This is a genomic window from Variovorax sp. 350MFTsu5.1 (assembly GCF_048302515.1).
In the GTDB taxonomy this organism is placed as follows: domain Bacteria; phylum Pseudomonadota; class Gammaproteobacteria; order Burkholderiales; family Burkholderiaceae_C; genus Variovorax; species Variovorax guangxiensis.
Window position 1 is genome coordinate 3,167,281 of record NZ_CP157620.1, and the last position, 16,247, is coordinate 3,183,527.

Consider the following 16,247-nt stretch of genomic DNA (forward strand, 5'->3'; position numbering starts at 1 on the left):
AACCATGAGTGCCGTACTGAAAGACATCCAACCCCTGGCTCGTTCGCACGAAGGCGTTGCGGGCGGCGTGCGCCTCGAGGCGCGCAACCTGCACAAGCGATATGGCGCGCGCGAGGTGCTGCGCAACACGCGCCTGACCATCGAGCCGGGCCAGTTCATCGCCATCGTCGGGCGCAGCGGTTGCGGCAAGAGCACGTTGCTGCGGCTTATCGCGGGCCTGGAGGAGCCGAGCTCCGGCGGCCTCTACACCGACGGCAAGGCCGTGAACGGCCTGCACGACGACACCCGCATCATGTTCCAGGAGGCGCGCCTCTTGCCATGGCGCCGCGTGCTCGACAACGTGACGCTGGGGCTGCCGAACGACGCCAAGGCGCGCGGCAAGGAAGTGCTGGCGCAGGTCGGCCTGGCCGATCGCGAGAACGAATGGCCGGCGCGCCTGTCGGGCGGCCAGCGCCAGCGCGTGGCCCTGGCGCGCGCGCTGGTGCACCACCCGCGCCTGCTGCTGCTCGACGAGCCGCTGGGCGCGCTCGACGCGTTGACGCGCATCGAGATGCACCGCCTCATCGAGAACCTGTGGCAGCGCCACCGCTTCACCGCGCTGCTGGTGACGCACGACGTGCAGGAAGCCGTTGCGCTGGCCGACCGCGTGATCCTGATCGAGGACGGGCGCATCGCGCTCGACGAGAACATCGCGCTGGCCCGTCCGCGCTCGCAGGGCGACCCGGCCTTCGCCGCGATCGAAAAACGAATCCTCGACAGGGTGCTGCAGAAGTCCGGAGAGACCGAAGCCGAGAGCACCGACGCCAGCTGGCTCGCCACGCCCGCGCACGCATTGCGCTGGGCGATTTGATGTCCACCCCCAGGCTTGCCCACTTCGTGTGGCCGCCAACCCCCTCGCCGGGGGGCAATACCAGCGGCCCGGCAGAGCCGGTTCCGCGGTATTCCTGGATGAACCCGTCAGCCCGTTCTTTCCTTCAACCCTGAAAGGTATTCCGCATGTCGCAGAACTGGAAATTCGAAACCCTGTCGGTCCACGCCGGCTATTCGCCCGATCCGACCACCCGCGCCGTGGCGCCGCCCATCTACCAGACGGTGGCCTACGCCTTCGACAGCGCGCAGCACGGCGCCGACCTGTTCGACCTGAAGGTGCCGGGCAACATCTACACCCGCATCAACAACCCGACACAGGACGTGCTGGAGCAGCGCGTGGCGGCGCTCGAAGGCGGCATTGCCGCGCTCGCGCTGGCCTCGGGGCAGGCGGCTGTGACCTACGCGATCCAGACCATCGCCGAAGCCGGCGACAACATCGTCAGCAGCACTGCGCTGTATGGCGGCACCTACAACCTGTTTGCCCACACACTGCCGCAGTTCGGCATCACCACGCGCTTCGCGGATCACCGCGATCCGTCGAGCTTCGAGAAGCTCTTCGACGAGCGAACCAAGGCCGTGTTCGTCGAGTCGCTCGGCAACCCGGCAGGCAACGTGACGGACATCGCGGCCATCGCCGAGATCGCGCACCGCAACGGCGTGCCGCTGATCGTCGACAACACGGTGCCCTCGCCGTACCTGAGCCGGCCCATCGAGCACGGCGCCGACATCGTGGTGCACTCGCTCACCAAGTACCTGGGCGGCCACGGCACCAGCATCGGCGGTGCCATCGTCGACTCGGGCAAGTTCCCGTGGGCGGAGCACAAGCAGCGCTTCAAGCGCCTGAACGAACCCGACGTGAGCTACCACGGCGTGGTCTACACCGACGCGCTCGGCCCGGCCGCCTACATCGGCCGCGCGCGCGTGGTGCCGCTGCGCAACACGGGCGCGGCCATTTCGCCGTTCAACGCCTTCCTGATCCTGCAGGGCATCGAGACGCTGGCGCTGCGCGTGGACCGCATCAGCGACAACGCGCTGCGCGTGGCGCAGCACCTGAAGACGCACAAGGCGGTGAAGTGGGTCAACTACGCGGCGCTCGAAGACCACCCCGACCACGCGCTCGCGAAGAAGTACCTCGGCGGCAAGGCCAGCGGCGTGCTGACCTTCGGCATCGGCTCGGGACGCGAGGGCGGCGCGAAGTTCCTCGATGCGCTGAAGCTCTTCACGCGCCTTGTGAACATCGGCGACGTGCGTTCGCTGGCCACGCATCCCGCATCGACCACGCACCGGCAGCTGTCGCCCGAGGAGCTGGCCAGGGCCGGCGTGACCGAGGACACGGTGCGCCTGTCGGTGGGCATCGAGCACATCGACGACCTGATCGCCGACCTCGACCAGGCACTCGCCGCGGCGTCGAACTGAAGAACATTTCATTTGAAGCAATGACCACTCTGCAAGCCATCCCCGAAGCCGCGCTGGACCAGCTGTTCCGCAAGGCCCGCACCGTGCACGCGTTCAAGCCCGTGCCGGTGACCGACGAGCTCATCCACAAGCTGTACGACCTCCTCAAGTGGGGCCCGACCGCCTTCAACGCCCAGCCGGCACGCTACGTGTTCGTGCGAAGCGAGGAGGCCAAGGCGAAGCTGAAGCCGGCCGTGTCGGCGGGCAATACCGCCCAGACGCTTGCCGCCGGCGTGACGGTGATCGTGGCGCACGATTCGCGCTTCTACGAGCACCTGCCCAGCCAGTTCCCGGCCTACGACGCCAAGCCGCTCTTCGAGAAGAGCGCCGAGGCCGCGCAGGCCACGGCCTTCCGCAACAGCAGCCTGCAGGGCGCCTACCTGATCCTGGCCGCGCGGGCGCTCGGGCTCGACGCGGGACCGCAGTCGGGCTTCAACGCCGACCTGGTCGACAAGGCCTTCTTCCCCGATGGCCGCTATCGCGCGAACTTCCTCGTCAACCTCGGCGTGGCCGACCACGCGGGCACCTTCGAGCGCGGGCCGAGGCTGGCGTTCGACGACGTGGCCGAGATCGTCTGAGCGCCGCCAGTCCGCCGTGCTTTTCCTCAACGAATTCCCTCATCAACCCGAAAGAGAACCCATCATGTCCATCCAAGCCATCAACGTCCGCAACCAGTTCAAGGGCAAGGTCCGCGAAATCATCCGCGGCGACGTCGTCTCCGAAGTCGACGTCGAAACCGCCTGGGGCATCGTCACCTCGGTCATCACCACGCGCTCGGTCGACGAACTGCAGCTGAAGGTGGGCTCCGACGTGGTTGCCCTCGTGAAGTCCACCGAGGTTTCGATCGCGAAGCTCTGACGGACCCTCGGGCATCTGCGACGACCCGGCGCCGATTGGCGCCGGGTTTTTTCGTTTGTGGGGTTTGTGTTTTCAGAGGTTTACCGAGTGTGGATTGATCGATCGTGCTGAATTTCTGAATTCATCATGATCTTTCAGTGACCTGAATTTTCTTTAAGGGCATCGCCATAGCATGCGCGCCGCGAGGCGCGGTCGGTGTCGTTTTTCGATGCATGGAAACGCCTCGTGAAGAGTCGTTAACCAATCAAAGATATTCAGGGAGGAACCGCATGCTCGTTGAGATTGACGAACATGGAATGATCAGCCACGCGCGAGTGAGACGTGCTCGCAGTCCACAGATCGAACGAGGGAAGAGGGCCGGGGCGATCACCGGCATCGTCGTGCACCAGACGGACGCCGATACTTCGGCGTCTTCGTTGAACAGCTACAAGCGGCCGAAGGCGAACGGGGCGCACTTTCTGATCGACAAGGATGGAACGATCTATCAGACGGCGGCGATTTATCAGAGGACGAATCATGTGGGGCCGTTGCAGGCAAGATGTCTGGCGATCCAAAAATGCAAGCCGCGAGATTTCCCTGCAAAGGTGGGCGCAGCCGAGATGCATCGCATTGAAATGCTCAAGGCGCCTGCCGATCGATATCCGAGCAATATGGAGGCTATAGGGATCGAACTGGTCGGAAGAGCCAAATTGCCCGCGGGGTTCAAAGCGCTCGGTGAAGAAGCAACATGGTCACTCGACAAGATACGAGGCAAGTACGGCATATTTGAAACGCCGACCGCAGCTCAGAATCAATCCCTCTCGTGGCTTGTCAACGCACTCCAGGGGTCGATGCAGATCGCTGCGGATGAGGTATTTCGCCATCCCGTTGTCAGCAGGAAGAATCTGACGGAGGCGCAAGGCGCGAACTGGACTCTGTCCACCCCCAAACCATGACCAGGACCAAGAACTCAATAACTGTCGCTGCGCTAGCTGTGGCGGCAACCACATTCTCGGTACACGCTGCCGACGGGCGCTATCCGGTCACTTATGTGCAGAAGGTGGAAATCACGCACCCTTCGCATCGAAGCGCGTGGGAGAACAAAGACTTTCTGGACTGCGACGACGTTGTTCTGACAGAAGAGGATGTTTTCTACGCCTTGCGGCACATGCGCAGAATTTCGTGGAAATCCTACGACCCGGAAAATACGGATACCACAGGGTGTGAAGGAAAAACGCTCGTCACGTTCAAGAACGGAAAAATCCTCGCGATGGGCATCGAGCCGACCGGCCGAATCAGTACCGGGGAATTCGACGCAAAGATGAAGCCCACAGCGAGTCCACCGAGCTTCTACGAATGCGACCCGTGCAGGCAACGCAAGATGGCGCTTCTAAAAGATGCTCTGCATCGCGCGGACGAGCGACGGCTCAAGCGACTTGAGGCGGAAGGCAGGATTCCTCCCGGTGAGGCGGAAGTCCGGCTGAAGAGGAGCAAGGCTGAGCGAGACAAGCCCTGAGGGCCTGTCAACTCGGTTTTTCTGACGGCCCACTGCAGTGGGCTGATCGCACCAACACACTATGAAAAAGACCATCAACTTGATGACCGCAGCGGCGCTGCTCCTCGCCGCGGGAGTTTCAGCGGATGCCGCCGACAAGCGATACCCGATTGCTTATGTGCAGAAAGTGGAGATTACGGATCCTTCGCACCGGAACATCGCCTGGGAGAAGAAGGACTTCCTGAACTGCGACGACGTCGTATTGACGGAGGAGGATGTTCGCTATGCCTTGCGGCACATGCGTAGAGTTTCGTGGAAAGGTTACGACCCTGAACAAGTGGTGGACGCCACGGGATGCGAGGGCGAGGCACTCGTTACGTTCAAGAATGGACGGGTGCTCGCCATGGGCATCGAGCCTACTGGGCGAATCGGCACGGCGGAGTACGACCGAAAGGCGGATATTGTCGCGGGGTCCACGAGCTTCTACGAATGCAGCCCCTGCCGGACACGCAAGATGGCCCTCCTGAAAGACGCACTGAACCGCGCAGACGAGCGAAGGCTCAAGAGGCTGGTGGCGGAGGGACAGCTCTCCGCCAGCGAAGCAGCGCGTCGCTTGAATTGGGCGCGAGTTCAGCGCGACAAGCCCTGACGCATCGACTGAAGCATGGCTTCCCCCGAAAACCCGCCACGGCGGGTTTTCTTTTGCCAACCCTTCATCGACGCCCCTCTTAGTTGCCCTGTGCATTAGAAATTGCAAACACCTTCCTTCCACCCCCATCAGCCGCCTCGCAGAATCTTCCGGATCACCCGAAAAAGGACCTCCGATGAGCGCCATTCTTTCTTCCACGATTCCCGCGCAAGCCGCGCACCACCACGAACTCGACATCGTCCGCCAGGCTGGGCACATCGGCGCCGAGGTGCGCGGAGTGCGTCTGTCGGGCTTGCTCCAGCCCGAGGTGTTCGGCGCCATCAAGGCCGCACTGCTGAAGCACAAGGTGCTCTTCTTCCGCGGCCAGCAGCATCTGGACGATGCGCAGCAAGAGGCCTTCGGGCGCCTGTGGGGCGAGCTGGTGCCGCACCCCACCGTGCCTTCGAGGGACGGCACGCGGCTGCTGGAGCTCGACTCACGCCACGGCGGCCGCGCCAATTCGTGGCACACGGACGTCACCTTCGAGGTCGCCTATCCGCAGGTGTCGATCCTGCGGGCGGTGGTGATCCCGGCCTATGGCGGCGACACGGTCTGGGCCAACACGGTGGCGGCCTACGAGAGCCTGCCCGACGATCTGAAGGCGCTGGCCGACCGGCTGCGCGCCATCCACGGCAACGACTACGACTACGCCGCCACGCGTTCGCCGGCCAATCTGGACGAGGAGGGCACGAAGCGCTACCGCGATGTCTTCACTCGCCGCCTGCTCGAGGCCGAGCATCCGGTTGTGCGCGTTCACCCCGAGACCGGCGAACGCAGCCTCGTGCTCGGCCACTTCGTGAAGCGGCTGGCCGGGCATTCCACGCACGATTCCGGCCATCTGCTGAACGTGCTCCAGAGCCATGTGCACCGGCTGGAGAACACGGTGCGCTGGCGCTGGGCCCAGGGCGACGTCGCCATCTGGGACAACCGTGCCACGCAGCACTACGCGATCAACGACTACGGCGACCAGCACCGCGTGGTGCGCCGCGTGACCATCGCGGGCGACGTGCCGTATGGCGTGGACGGTGCGAAGAGCGTGGACCTGACGGCCCCGGCCGTGCGTGCGGCCGAAGCTGCACGAGCCGTCGCCTGATCGCGCCTGAATCGATCCTTTACAACGGCTGGTTGTTAGAAATCGACTTTTCGGTTGTTTGAGCTTCGGCGCCCGGCTCCTACAGTGGTGGTTATCGCCACCAAGGCGTATCCAACGCACAACAGGAGCGTCACAGCATGCCAGTGGAAGTTGAAGAAGAAGTCATCGCCTTGCCCGAAGCACTCGAACAGGCGCGCGCCAGGGCCGCCGGGAGCAATCTGCCCTATGCGGGCGGCGTCGCGCCGCAGAAGGCCTGGGAACTGGTACAGAACGGCCAGGCCGTACTGGTCGACGTGCGCTCCGGAGAGGAGCGCAAGTTCGTCGGCCATGTGCCCGGCAGCCAGCACGTGGCCTGGGCCACGGGCACGGCGCTCACGCGCAATCCGCGCTTCGTGCGCGAGCTCGAAGCCAGGCTCGCGAAGGACGGCGGCAAGGAAGCCGTCGTGCTGCTGCTGTGCCGCAGCGGCAAGCGTTCCGCGCTGGCGGCCGAGGCTGCGGCAAAGGCCGGCTTCACGAACGTCTTCAACGTGCTCGAAGGCTTCGAGGGCGAGATCGATGCGCAGCAGCACCGCGGCGGCTCCGACGGCTGGCGCTTCCACAAGCTGCCGTGGGTGCAGGACTGAGACCGCACCCCACACGACATTTCTCCGGGAGGAACTACAGATGGCCCATTTCGAGGTGAGCGACATCGTGCGCGCACTGCATGGTGTGCGCGACGAGTGGCGCGATTCGCAGCGGCGTTCGCGCGAGCCCGGCGCGCGCGAGTTTCCGTCGCGCGATGCGCTCGCGCAGATCGTCGAGTCGCTCAAGGGCGCGCTCTTTCCGATGCGGCTCGGCCCGCCGGACCTGCGCCACGAGAGCGAGGACTTCTACGTCGGCCACACACTCGACTCGGCGCTGCAGGCGCTGCTGGTTCAGGCGCGGCTGGAGCTGAACTTCAATGCGCGCCACGAGCCACGCCCTGCCAGCGAAATCGACGATATCGCCACCGAGGCCGTGCGCCGCTTCGCGAATGCACTGCCGGGCCTGCGCAGCCTGCTCGACAGCGACGTGCTCGCCGCCTACCAGGGCGATCCGGCCGCGCGCAGCGTCGACGAGGTGCTCCTGTGCTATCCCGGCGTGCTCGCGATGATCCACCACCGCCTCGCGCATGAGCTCTACAAGCTCGGGCTGCCGCTGCTGGCGCGCATCGTGGCCGAGCTGGCGCATGCGCAGACGGGCATCGACATCCATCCGGGCGCGAAGATCGACGCGGGCTTCTTCATCGACCACGGCACGGGCGTCGTGATCGGCGAGACGGCCGTCATCGGCAAGCGCGTGCGGCTCTACCAGGCGGTCACGCTCGGCGCCAAGCGCTTCCCGACAGATACCGAAGGCAACCTGCAGAAGGGCCTGCCGCGCCATCCGGTGGTGGAGGACGACGTGGTCATCTACGCCGGCGCGACCATCCTCGGGCGCGTGACGCTCGGCAAGGGCGCCGTCATCGGCGGCAACGTGTGGATCACCGACGACGTGCCGCCGGGCGCTAGCGTCACGCAGGCCAGCCTGCAGAACGCACCGAAGGCAGGTGGCGTATGAAGGCGTTCGTCGAAGACTTCGGCGTGACCATCCGCCAGCTGCGCGAGGACAGGGGCTGGTCGCAGGAGGAACTGGCTGAGCGTTCCGATCTGAACCGCTCCTACGTTGGGGAGATCGAGCGCGGCCGCGTCATTCCATCGATCGTCACCGCGCAGAAGCTGGCTACCGCGCTGGGCATCAACATGGTCGGCCTGCTCATGCGCTGCGAGCAGTTGGAGCAGTCGCGTCTCGCGCGAAGGATCAACTTGGCGGCTATAGCCTGTTGAGGGAAAACCCGTGGCCGCCGGACACTGGCGGCCACTTTTTTCTCAACCACGAAAGCCTGATCCATGAGCGCAACAGTTGGTGGTACCACCGCCCTTGGCGACAACGCCGCAAGACAGCTGGCCAATGCCACCAAGACAGTCCCCCAACTCGAGACCATCAGCCCGCGCTGGCTGACGCACCTGCTGCAGTGGGTTCCGGTGGAGGCGGGCATCTACCGCGTCAACAAGGTGAAGAACCCGGAGGCGATCAAGGTCACCTGCACCTCGCGCGAGGAAGAGAACCAGCTGCCGCGCACCTTCGTCGACTACGAAGAGAACCCGCGCGAGCACTACCTGAACGCCGTGAGCACCGTGCTCGACGTGCACACCCGCATCTCCGACCTCTACAGCAGCCCGCACGACCAGATCAAGGAACAGCTGCGCCTGACGATCGAGACGATCAAGGAGAACCAGGAGAGCGAGCTCATCAACAACCCCGACTACGGCCTGCTGGCGCAGGTGAGCGAAGAGCAGCGCATCTTCCCGCTGACCGGCGCGCCCACGCCCGACGACCTCGACGAGCTGCTGGCCAAGGTGTGGAAGGAGCCGGCCTTCTTCCTCACGCACCCGCTGGCCATTGCCGCCTTCGGCCGCGAGGCCACGCGCCGCGGCACGCCGCCGCCGACGGTGAGCCTCTTCGGCTCGCAGTTCATCACCTGGCGCGGCATTCCGCTGATCCCGTCGAACAAGGTGCCGGTGGCCGATGGCAAGAGCAAGATCCTGCTGCTGCGCGTGGGTGACAAGCGCCAGGGCGTGGTGGGCCTCTTCCAGCCGGGTCTCTCGGGCGAGCAGGGCCCGGGGCTGTCGGTGCGCTTCATGGGCATCAACAACCACGCGATCGCGTCGTACCTGATCTCGCTGTACTGCTCGCTCGCGGTGCTGACGACCGACGCGCTGGCGGTGCTCGACGATGTCGAGATCGGCAAGTACCACGACTACGCCGACACCTACAAGTAAGCCGCTGTGAGCAGCACTCCATCGATCCCGGGCGAGGCGCCGTTCGACCCGGCGGTTCTCGCGCGCATGGCCAGCGCCATGTTTTCCGCACTGCCGGGCACGCCGCCCGACTCGGTGCCCGGCGTGGCGAACGGGCTGGTGCCGGGAGCGCAGTTTCCGACCAACGTCGCGCCCGCGGGTTCGCCGCTGGCGAGCCCTGCCGGCTTCGGGCCCAGCGTGCCGGGTACGCCCTTCCCACAAGGGCAGATTCCGGGCGCCAACCTGGTGCCGGCATCGCCGACGCAGGTGCCTTCGCTCGCGAACCGCGCGCCGGCGCTGGTGCCGCACGCGGTGGCGGGCAACGGCGTGCCGGACAGCGTGCTCTCGGTGGCGCCGGCCTTCGAGCCGCGCTCGGGTGGCACGGTGCAGGGCGTGCCGCAGCTGAATGGGGCAGTGGCACCGCAAGCCGCGGCCTCGTCGTTCTATTTCCTGGACAACGGCTACGGGCATCCCCCGGCCGGCGCGACCCCCGTGGTCTCGCCCCCTCTCCCGCTTGCGGGTGAGGACTGGGGTGAGGGCCAGCGGACGACGCAAGGTGCGGGGCTGCCCCTCACCCCAACCCTCTCCCCAGAGGGGAGAGGGAGTGAACCCCAGTTCTACTTCGTCGACGCGGTGCGCCTGACCAGCGGCTTCGTCACGCCCGCCAAGCCCGATCCGCGCGGGCCCGGCGCCGTGCCGCTGGCCGCCAGCGGCCAGCATCCTCCCTTCGACATCCAGGCCGTGCGGCGCGACTTCCCGATCCTGCAGGAGCGCGTGAACGGCAAGCAGCTCGTGTGGTTCGACAACGCGGCCACCACGCACAAGCCTCAGTCGGTCATCGACCGCATCTCGTATTTCTACGAGCACGAGAACTCCAACATCCACCGCGCGGCGCACGAGCTGGCCGCGCGCGCGACCGACGCCTACGAGGGCGCCCGCGAGCGCGTGCGCAGGTTCATCAACGCGCCCGAGGTGGAAGAGGTGATCTTCGTGCGCGGCACCACCGAGGCCATCAACCTCGTGGCCAAGAGCTGGGGCGGACAGCACGTGGGCGAGGGCGACGAGATCGTCGTGTCGAACCTGGAGCACCACGCCAACATCGTGCCGTGGCAGCAGCTCGCCGCCGCCAAGGGCGCGAAGCTGCGCGTGATTCCTGTGGACGACTCGGGGCAGGTGCTGCTCGACGAGTACCGCAAGCTGCTGAACGACCGCACGAAGATCGTCGCCGTCACGCAGGTCTCCAACGCGCTGGGCACGGTGGTGCCGGTGAAGGAGATCGTCGAGCTGGCGCACCGCGCTGGCGCGAAGGCGCTGGTCGACGGCGCGCAGTCGGTCTCGCACATGCGCGTGGACGTGCAGGACATCGGCGCCGACTTCTTCGTCTTCTCCGGCCACAAGGTGTTCGGCCCTACCGGCATCGGCGTGGTGTGGGGCAGGCGCGAGGTGCTCGAAGACATGCCCCCGTGGCAGGGCGGCGGCAACATGATTGCCGACGTGACCTTCGAGAAGACGGTGTTCCAGCCGATCCCGAACAAGTTCGAGGCCGGCACCGGCAACATCGCCGACGCCGTGGGGCTGGGCGTTGCCATCGACTACGTCAACAAAATCGGCATCGAGAACATCGCGCGCTACGAGCACGACCTGCTGGTGTACGGCATGGCGCAGCTCGGCGCGATTCCAGGCGTGCGGCTGATCGGCACGGCAGCCGACAAGGCCAGCGTGATGTCCTTCGTGCTCGACGGCTACACCACCGAGGAGGTGGGGCAGGCGCTGAACGAGGAGGGCATCGCGGTGCGCACCGGCCACCATTGCGCGCAGCCTATCCTGCGCCGCTTCGGCGTGGAGACGACGGTGCGGCCCTCGCTGGCCTTCTACAACACCTTCGACGAGATCGACCGGCTGGTGGCGGTGGTGCGGCGGCTGGCGTCGCAGCGGCGCGCGGGCTGAAGCCTGGTCAGTGAAGGTCAGTGCGTTCGCCCGAGGTGGCGGCTGAAGAAGGCCGCTACCTCGGCGTTGAATGCCTTGTGGAAGGCGATTCGGTCGAAGCCGGGCGCGTCGCGGCAGATCTCGATCCTTGCGTCGAGCTGTGCTTGCGAGCACGGTGCGAGAAAACCGAAGTGTTCGGCCTTGTCGGCCGCATGCCATTCGGGCGCCGAGGGCAGGTTGCCGCGAACGGCTGCCACGCTCTCGGGCGTGACGCCGTCGCCGCCGTAGGTCGACGCCCAGAGCTCGATCGGGATCTTCACGTTCTTCAGGCCCCGGGCGTCGAAGAGCATGCCGAGCGGGTCGGCGATCACGGCCGCCTTGATGCGGGTGTCGTGCGTCAGCGGCGTGGCCAGCAGTTCCTGGAAGCCCTGCTTCACCCATTCGCACGCCTTGCCTTCGGGCTGCGTTGCGCACGGGGATGAGGGCAGCGGCGGCAGCCGCTCGAAGTCCGGGCGCGCTCCCGCGAGCACGAGGCCCGTGTAGCCGCCCCTCGAAAAACCGTAGAAGCCGATCCGGTCGGCCGCGATCCTGCCGTGCGCGGGCCACTTCTGGAGCATGTGGTCTATCAGCCGCTTGATGTCGGTGGTTCGCGTCGCCAGCGCGACGATCCTGTCGTCCGGGCCGCCGCGGAGCTGGAAGTTGTCCTGCGAATGGCTGATGGCCGCGACGATGAAGCCCGCGTCGGCGAGCGCCTGCGCCGTGTCGTGATGGCCGAGGAAGGAGCCGCCGTAGCCGTGCGAGATCACGACGAGCGGCAGCCGGGCGTTGCCCGGCGGGAGCGGACAGTCCCGCACGCCCTGGATCGTGTTGCGGCCCAGCTTGATTTCGCCCGCGGGTGCGGCGCACGGTGTCCATACGGCGCCCTGCATCGCCGGGCCTTCGCGGTCGGCAGGTATATCGATGGTGCCGAAGCCGGCGGCATGGGCGAACACCGCCGACAGGCATGCGGCGGCGAGGCAGAAGGGGCGCAGAAGATGGAGGAGGCGCATTGCCCCAGTGTGCGGCGCCAGCCGGTGGGCTGCTTAGCAGGCTTTGCGGTCTTCGCAGGCCGCCGCGCTATGCTTGCGATTGTTAACAACGTTGCCTGCCTTCGCATGTCCCTGTCCCAAGCTTCTTCTCCCGCGCCCCGGGCCGCCGACGAATCCTGCGACGTGCTGGTCGTCGGCGGCGGTCCCGCCGGATCGACCATCGCCACGCTGCTGGCACGGCAGGGCCGCAAGGTGGTGCTGCTGGAGAAGGCGCACCACCCGCGCTTTCACATCGGCGAATCGCTGCTGCCCGCGAACGTGGAGCTGTTCGACAAGCTCGGCGTGCGCGACCAGGTCGAGAAGATCGGCATGCCGAAGTTCGGCATCGAGTTCGTCTCGCCCGAGCACGAGCACCGCAGCTATGTGGAATTCGGCGAGGGCCTGGACAAGTCGCTCGACTCGGCCTGGCAGGTCCGCCGCTCGGAGCTGGACGAGCTTCTGTTCCGCAACGCCGCCACCTGCGGCGCGCAGGCCATCGAAGGCTGCAAGGTGCGCGACGTGGCCTTCGACGCCGAGGGCGCGACGGTCCAGGCCGAGATGGACGACGGCGCGCGCCATAGCTGGCGCGCCCGCTTCGTGGTCGATGCCACCGGCCGCGACACGCTGCTGGCCAACAAATTCCGCTGCAAGCAGAAGAACCCCGACCACAACAGCACCGCGCTCTTCGGCCACTTCACCAACGCCGAGCGGCTGGAGGGCAAGAAGGAAGGCAACATCAGCATCTGCTGGTTTCCGCACGGCTGGTTCTGGTTCATTCCGCTGGCCGACGGCACCACCAGCGTGGGCGCGGTCTGCTGGCCGTACTACCTGAAGACGCGCGACAAGCCGCTCAAGGAGTTCTTCTACGACACCATCGCGACCTGCCCGGTGCTGGTGGACCGCCTGAAGAACGCCACGCTGGTCGACGACGCGGTGCATGCCACCGGCAACTTCTCGTACTCCAGCACGCACGCCACGGGCGAGCGCTACCTGATGCTGGGCGACGCCTTCACCTTCATCGACCCGATGTTCTCCTCGGGCGTGTACCTCGCGATGCACAGCGCCTTCGACGGCGCCGAACTGGTGGCGACAGCGCTCGACAAGCCGGCCCAGCTGGCCGCGGTACGCAAGGGCTTCGAGGCCATGATGCGCAAGGGCCCGCGCGAGTACTCGTGGTTCATCTACCGCGTGACCAACCCGACCATCCGCGACATGTTCATGCATCCGGGCAACCCGTTCCGCGTGAAGGAAGGGCTGATGACGCTGCTGGCCGGCGACATCTACCGCGGCACGCCGATGCGCGGCCCGGTCGGCATGTTCAAGGTGCTGTACTACCTGATCTCCATCGGCAACATGCGCCGCACCTGGGAAGGCTGGAAGCGCCACCGCTTCAACATCCGCGACATGGGGATGCTGAAGGGCGAGACGATCCTCAAGTCGGACTGAGCGCCAGGGCCAGTGTCACCGCGTGGGCGGTGCCGGGTACGGGGCTGCTGAGCACGTCGATGCCCAGGTCGGCGAGCTTATCGGCCACGGGGGCCATCGAGGCCTGGGCCAGCACGACGACGTCGGCCTCGATTGCCGCCGCACGGATCGCGCCAGCCAGTGTCTCGATGTAGCGCGCGTGGGCTCCGGCTTCGAAATGCGGCCATGCGTCCTCGACGAACAGCAGGGCCGGCTGGACGGCGATTCCAGCGTTCTGTGCGGCGGAAAGAACGAGGGCCTTCGTAGGCGCCAGCGTGCTTTCGAGCGCTGCGGCGATCAGCACGCGAGGCCCGGTGCGAACGGCCTTGTCGGCCATGGCCCGGTCGATGCGCAGGGCTCTGAATGCATCGCCGGAGGGCGTGCGTTCCGCGATGGCGCCGATGGTCGAGCAGGTGCACACCACGACCTTTGCGCCGCCCGCGGCGGCTTCGCGCATCGCCTCGTTGACGCGGGCGATGAGGTCGGCGTCGTCGACGCCGGTGACGCGCGCGTCAGCCAGCAGCTCTTCGCGCACCACGTGCCGCACACGCAGAGTGGGAGCGTTCTCGCGCGCCAGCCGCTCGAATGTCGGCACGTGGACCTGTGCCGTGTGCAGGAAGGCGAGCGAGTCTTTCATCGGATCCTCAGACAGCCGCGGCAGCCTCGCGTGCGCGTCGCGCCTCGTAGGCCTTGAGGTGCACGTAGGCGGTGCGCAGCACGGTGGGCACCGTGGCGTTGCCGGGCGCTGCGCGGCTCAGCAGGTCGCCGACGATGTGATCGGCTTCCACGGCCGCGCCGCGCGCCATGTCCTTGTACATCGAGGCCGTCATCGGCGAGCCGGCTGCCGTGATGATGGCGCGGCCGCGCTGCACGGCGGCGGGGCGCGGCGCGAAGCCGTTGTGTGTGGCGATGGCGCAGCACTCGTCGAAGATCGACAACGCCACGTCCTGCCCGCCGGCGGCCACGATGTCGCCGATGGAGGCGTGCATCAGGCTGGTGAGGCCGGCGGCCGAGGCGATGAAGACCCACTTCTCCCACATGTCCTGCGAGATGTTCTCGCTGGCGGTGGCATCGAACTTCGCGCCGGCGAACTGCGCCGCGATGGCGTCGACCCGCGCCGAGCGGCCGCCCGAGCGTTCGCCGAAGCTCAGGCCGTGCATGTCGTTGAGATGCAGCACGCGGCCTTCGTCGTCGAGGGTGGCGGAGATCATGCACAGTCCGCCCAGCACGCGCTCGCTGCCGAATCGCTCGGCAAGCCTGTCGATGTGGCTCATGCCGTTGAGCAACGGGAGGATCACGGTGTTCGGGCCCACGGCTGGCGCGAAGGAGTCCATGGTCGAGCCGAGGTCGTAGGCCTTGCTGCCGACCACGATCACGTCGTAGGGGCCGTCGATGCCATCGGCCAGCACATGCTTCGGAGATGGCAACTGCAGGTTGCCGAAGGGGCTCTGCACCACCAGCCCGGTCTTGGCGAGCTGGGCCGCGCGGCGCGGGCGCAGCAGGAAGGTGACGTCGCGTCCCGCCTCCAGCAGACGGCCGCCGAAATAACCACCGAGTGCGCCGGCACCCACCACCAGAAATCTCATCGCGTTTCGCTCCTGTATTCGACAGAGGAAAAAAGACCGGCCGCGATGATGCCCGGGATCGCCGCAGCCTGCTTCGAGCGGGCGCTTTCCCCGGCTGTCGGCGGCGGGCAAATGGCAAGAGGTGGAACACGCGCGGGCGGTCCGGCACATGATGCGCGATGGCATCGCCCGGCAGGCCTGGGCGCAGGGCAGGTTCGACATGCCCCGAGCGCATCGATCGCGAGGCAGCGATCGGGTGCCACGGTGTAAATGCATGAACTTTTCCGGATAAGGTCTTGGGCGCTTCGCATAATCGCGTTCGTCATTTCCGACCCCCTCATCAAAGGAGCTTCACCCATGGCACAGACCCGCATCGCCGTCATCGTCGGCAGCCTGCGCAAGGATTCGTTCAACCACAAGCTGGCCCTCGCGCTGGCGCAGCTCGCGCCCTCGGACTTCACCTTCGAAAGCCTGCGCATCGACGACCTGCCGCTGTACAACCAGGACGACGACGCCAACCAGGCTCCTTCGGTGAAGCGCCTGAAGACCGAGATCGCGGCGGCCGACGGCCTGCTGTTCGTCACGCCCGAGTACAACCGCTCCATTCCCGGCGTGCTGAAGAACGCCATCGACCACGCCTCGCGCCCCTACGGCCAGAGCGCCTGGGCAGGCAAGCCGGCCGGCGTGGTCGGCATCTCGGTCGGCGCCATCGGCACCGCGCTGGCGCAGCAGCACCTGCGCAACATCCTGGCCTACCTCGACGTGCCCACGCTTGGCGCCCCCGAAGTGTTCCTGCAGGCCAAGGACGACCTGTTCGACGACAAGGGCCACATCGGCAACGAGGGCTCGAAGAAGTTCCTGCAGGGCTGGATGGACAAGTACGTGGCCTGGGTGAAGAGCCACTCGGCCTGAGATTCCGCGCAGGCCGG

The 16,247-nt window shown here is 66.4% G+C and carries 18 protein-coding genes; 15 read left to right on the plus strand and 3 right to left on the minus strand.

The genetic code is table 11. From position 1 onward, the window contains the following. Positions 1–4: 4 nt before the first annotated feature. The 13 genes from ABL843_RS14355 (at position 5) to ABL843_RS14415 (ending at position 11,243) form a co-directional block, all read left to right on the plus strand. A complete protein-coding gene (locus ABL843_RS14355) occupies positions 5–850 on the plus strand; it encodes an ATP-binding cassette domain-containing protein (protein WP_418120283.1) in 846 nt (281 codons plus the stop codon). Between the two features lie 146 nt (positions 851–996). Then, positions 997–2,286: an O-acetylhomoserine aminocarboxypropyltransferase/cysteine synthase family protein gene (locus ABL843_RS14360; protein WP_126019350.1), complete on the plus strand. Its 1,290-nt coding sequence runs from the start codon at positions 997–999 to the stop codon at positions 2,284–2,286. 20 nt (positions 2,287–2,306) lie between these two features. Next, complete coding sequence (locus ABL843_RS14365; RefSeq protein WP_418120284.1) at positions 2,307–2,903, plus strand: malonic semialdehyde reductase; 597 nt, start codon at positions 2,307–2,309, stop codon at positions 2,901–2,903. 64 nt (positions 2,904–2,967) lie between these two features. Continuing rightward, positions 2,968–3,183 carry a TOBE domain-containing protein gene (locus tag ABL843_RS14370; protein ID WP_007829250.1) on the plus strand — a complete coding sequence of 72 codons (216 nt, stop codon included), beginning with the start codon at positions 2,968–2,970 and terminating at the stop codon, positions 3,181–3,183. A 269-nt stretch (positions 3,184–3,452) separates the two neighbouring features. Further along, complete coding sequence (locus tag ABL843_RS14375; protein ID WP_418120285.1) at positions 3,453–4,118, plus strand: N-acetylmuramoyl-L-alanine amidase; 666 nt, start codon at positions 3,453–3,455, stop codon at positions 4,116–4,118. Further along, on the plus strand, positions 4,115–4,678 hold the full coding sequence (locus ABL843_RS14380) for a hypothetical protein (RefSeq protein WP_418120286.1): 564 nt from the start codon (positions 4,115–4,117) through the stop codon (positions 4,676–4,678). Before ABL843_RS14375 ends, ABL843_RS14380 begins: the two co-directional genes overlap by 4 nt. A 61-nt stretch (positions 4,679–4,739) precedes the next feature. Beyond that, positions 4,740–5,306, plus strand: a complete 567-nt coding sequence (locus tag ABL843_RS14385) for a hypothetical protein (RefSeq protein WP_418120287.1) — start codon at positions 4,740–4,742, stop codon at positions 5,304–5,306. Positions 5,307–5,481: 175 nt separating this feature from the next. Continuing rightward, positions 5,482–6,438 carry a TauD/TfdA dioxygenase family protein gene (locus tag ABL843_RS14390; RefSeq protein ID WP_418120288.1) on the plus strand — a complete coding sequence of 319 codons (957 nt, stop codon included), beginning with the start codon at positions 5,482–5,484 and terminating at the stop codon, positions 6,436–6,438. 137 nt (positions 6,439–6,575) lie between these two features. Next, the gene (locus tag ABL843_RS14395; RefSeq protein ID WP_184638233.1) at positions 6,576–7,061 is read left to right on the plus strand and encodes a rhodanese-like domain-containing protein; all 486 of its coding nucleotides are present in this window, start codon (positions 6,576–6,578) and stop codon (positions 7,059–7,061) included. A 40-nt stretch (positions 7,062–7,101) separates the two neighbouring features. Next, positions 7,102–8,016: a serine O-acetyltransferase EpsC gene (gene epsC / locus ABL843_RS14400; RefSeq protein ID WP_126019365.1), complete on the plus strand. Its 915-nt coding sequence runs from the start codon at positions 7,102–7,104 to the stop codon at positions 8,014–8,016. Beyond that, a complete protein-coding gene (locus ABL843_RS14405) occupies positions 8,013–8,282 on the plus strand; it encodes a helix-turn-helix domain-containing protein (RefSeq protein ID WP_125950756.1) in 270 nt (89 codons plus the stop codon). The genes epsC and ABL843_RS14405 overlap by 4 nt, the downstream gene beginning before the upstream one ends. A gap of 63 nt (positions 8,283–8,345) precedes the next feature. Further along, positions 8,346–9,278, plus strand: a complete 933-nt coding sequence (locus tag ABL843_RS14410) for a family 2A encapsulin nanocompartment shell protein (protein WP_184638231.1) — start codon at positions 8,346–8,348, stop codon at positions 9,276–9,278. A gap of 66 nt (positions 9,279–9,344) precedes the next feature. Continuing rightward, positions 9,345–11,243, plus strand: coding sequence for a family 2A encapsulin nanocompartment cargo protein cysteine desulfurase (locus tag ABL843_RS14415; protein WP_418120470.1), 1,899 nt, complete (start codon positions 9,345–9,347; stop codon positions 11,241–11,243). Between the two features lie 17 nt (positions 11,244–11,260). Here the strand turns inward: ABL843_RS14415 and ABL843_RS14420 are convergent, their stop codons facing one another. Continuing rightward, entirely contained in the window at positions 11,261–12,271 is a 1,011-nt protein-coding gene (locus ABL843_RS14420) for an alpha/beta hydrolase family protein (protein ID WP_418120289.1), read from the minus strand. Positions 12,272–12,376: 105 nt separating this feature from the next. Between ABL843_RS14420 and ABL843_RS14425 the strand changes: the two genes are divergently transcribed. Next, the gene (locus tag ABL843_RS14425; protein ID WP_418120290.1) at positions 12,377–13,735 is read left to right on the plus strand and encodes an FAD-dependent oxidoreductase; all 1,359 of its coding nucleotides are present in this window, start codon (positions 12,377–12,379) and stop codon (positions 13,733–13,735) included. Here the strand turns inward: ABL843_RS14425 and ABL843_RS14430 are convergent. Further along, positions 13,722–14,390 carry an Asp/Glu/hydantoin racemase gene (locus tag ABL843_RS14430; RefSeq protein ID WP_418120291.1) on the minus strand — a complete coding sequence of 223 codons (669 nt, stop codon included), beginning with the start codon at positions 14,388–14,390 and terminating at the stop codon, positions 13,722–13,724. The genes ABL843_RS14425 and ABL843_RS14430 overlap by 14 nt on opposite strands. A 7-nt stretch (positions 14,391–14,397) precedes the next feature. Continuing rightward, positions 14,398–15,339 (minus strand): 2-dehydropantoate 2-reductase, encoded by a 942-nt coding sequence (gene panE / locus ABL843_RS14435; RefSeq protein WP_418120292.1) that lies wholly within the window; start codon positions 15,337–15,339, stop codon positions 14,398–14,400. A 336-nt stretch (positions 15,340–15,675) separates the two neighbouring features. Between panE and ABL843_RS14440 the strand changes: the two genes are divergently transcribed. Beyond that, positions 15,676–16,230, plus strand: a complete 555-nt coding sequence (locus tag ABL843_RS14440) for an NADPH-dependent FMN reductase (RefSeq protein ID WP_184638219.1) — start codon at positions 15,676–15,678, stop codon at positions 16,228–16,230. Positions 16,231–16,247 lie beyond the last annotated feature (17 nt).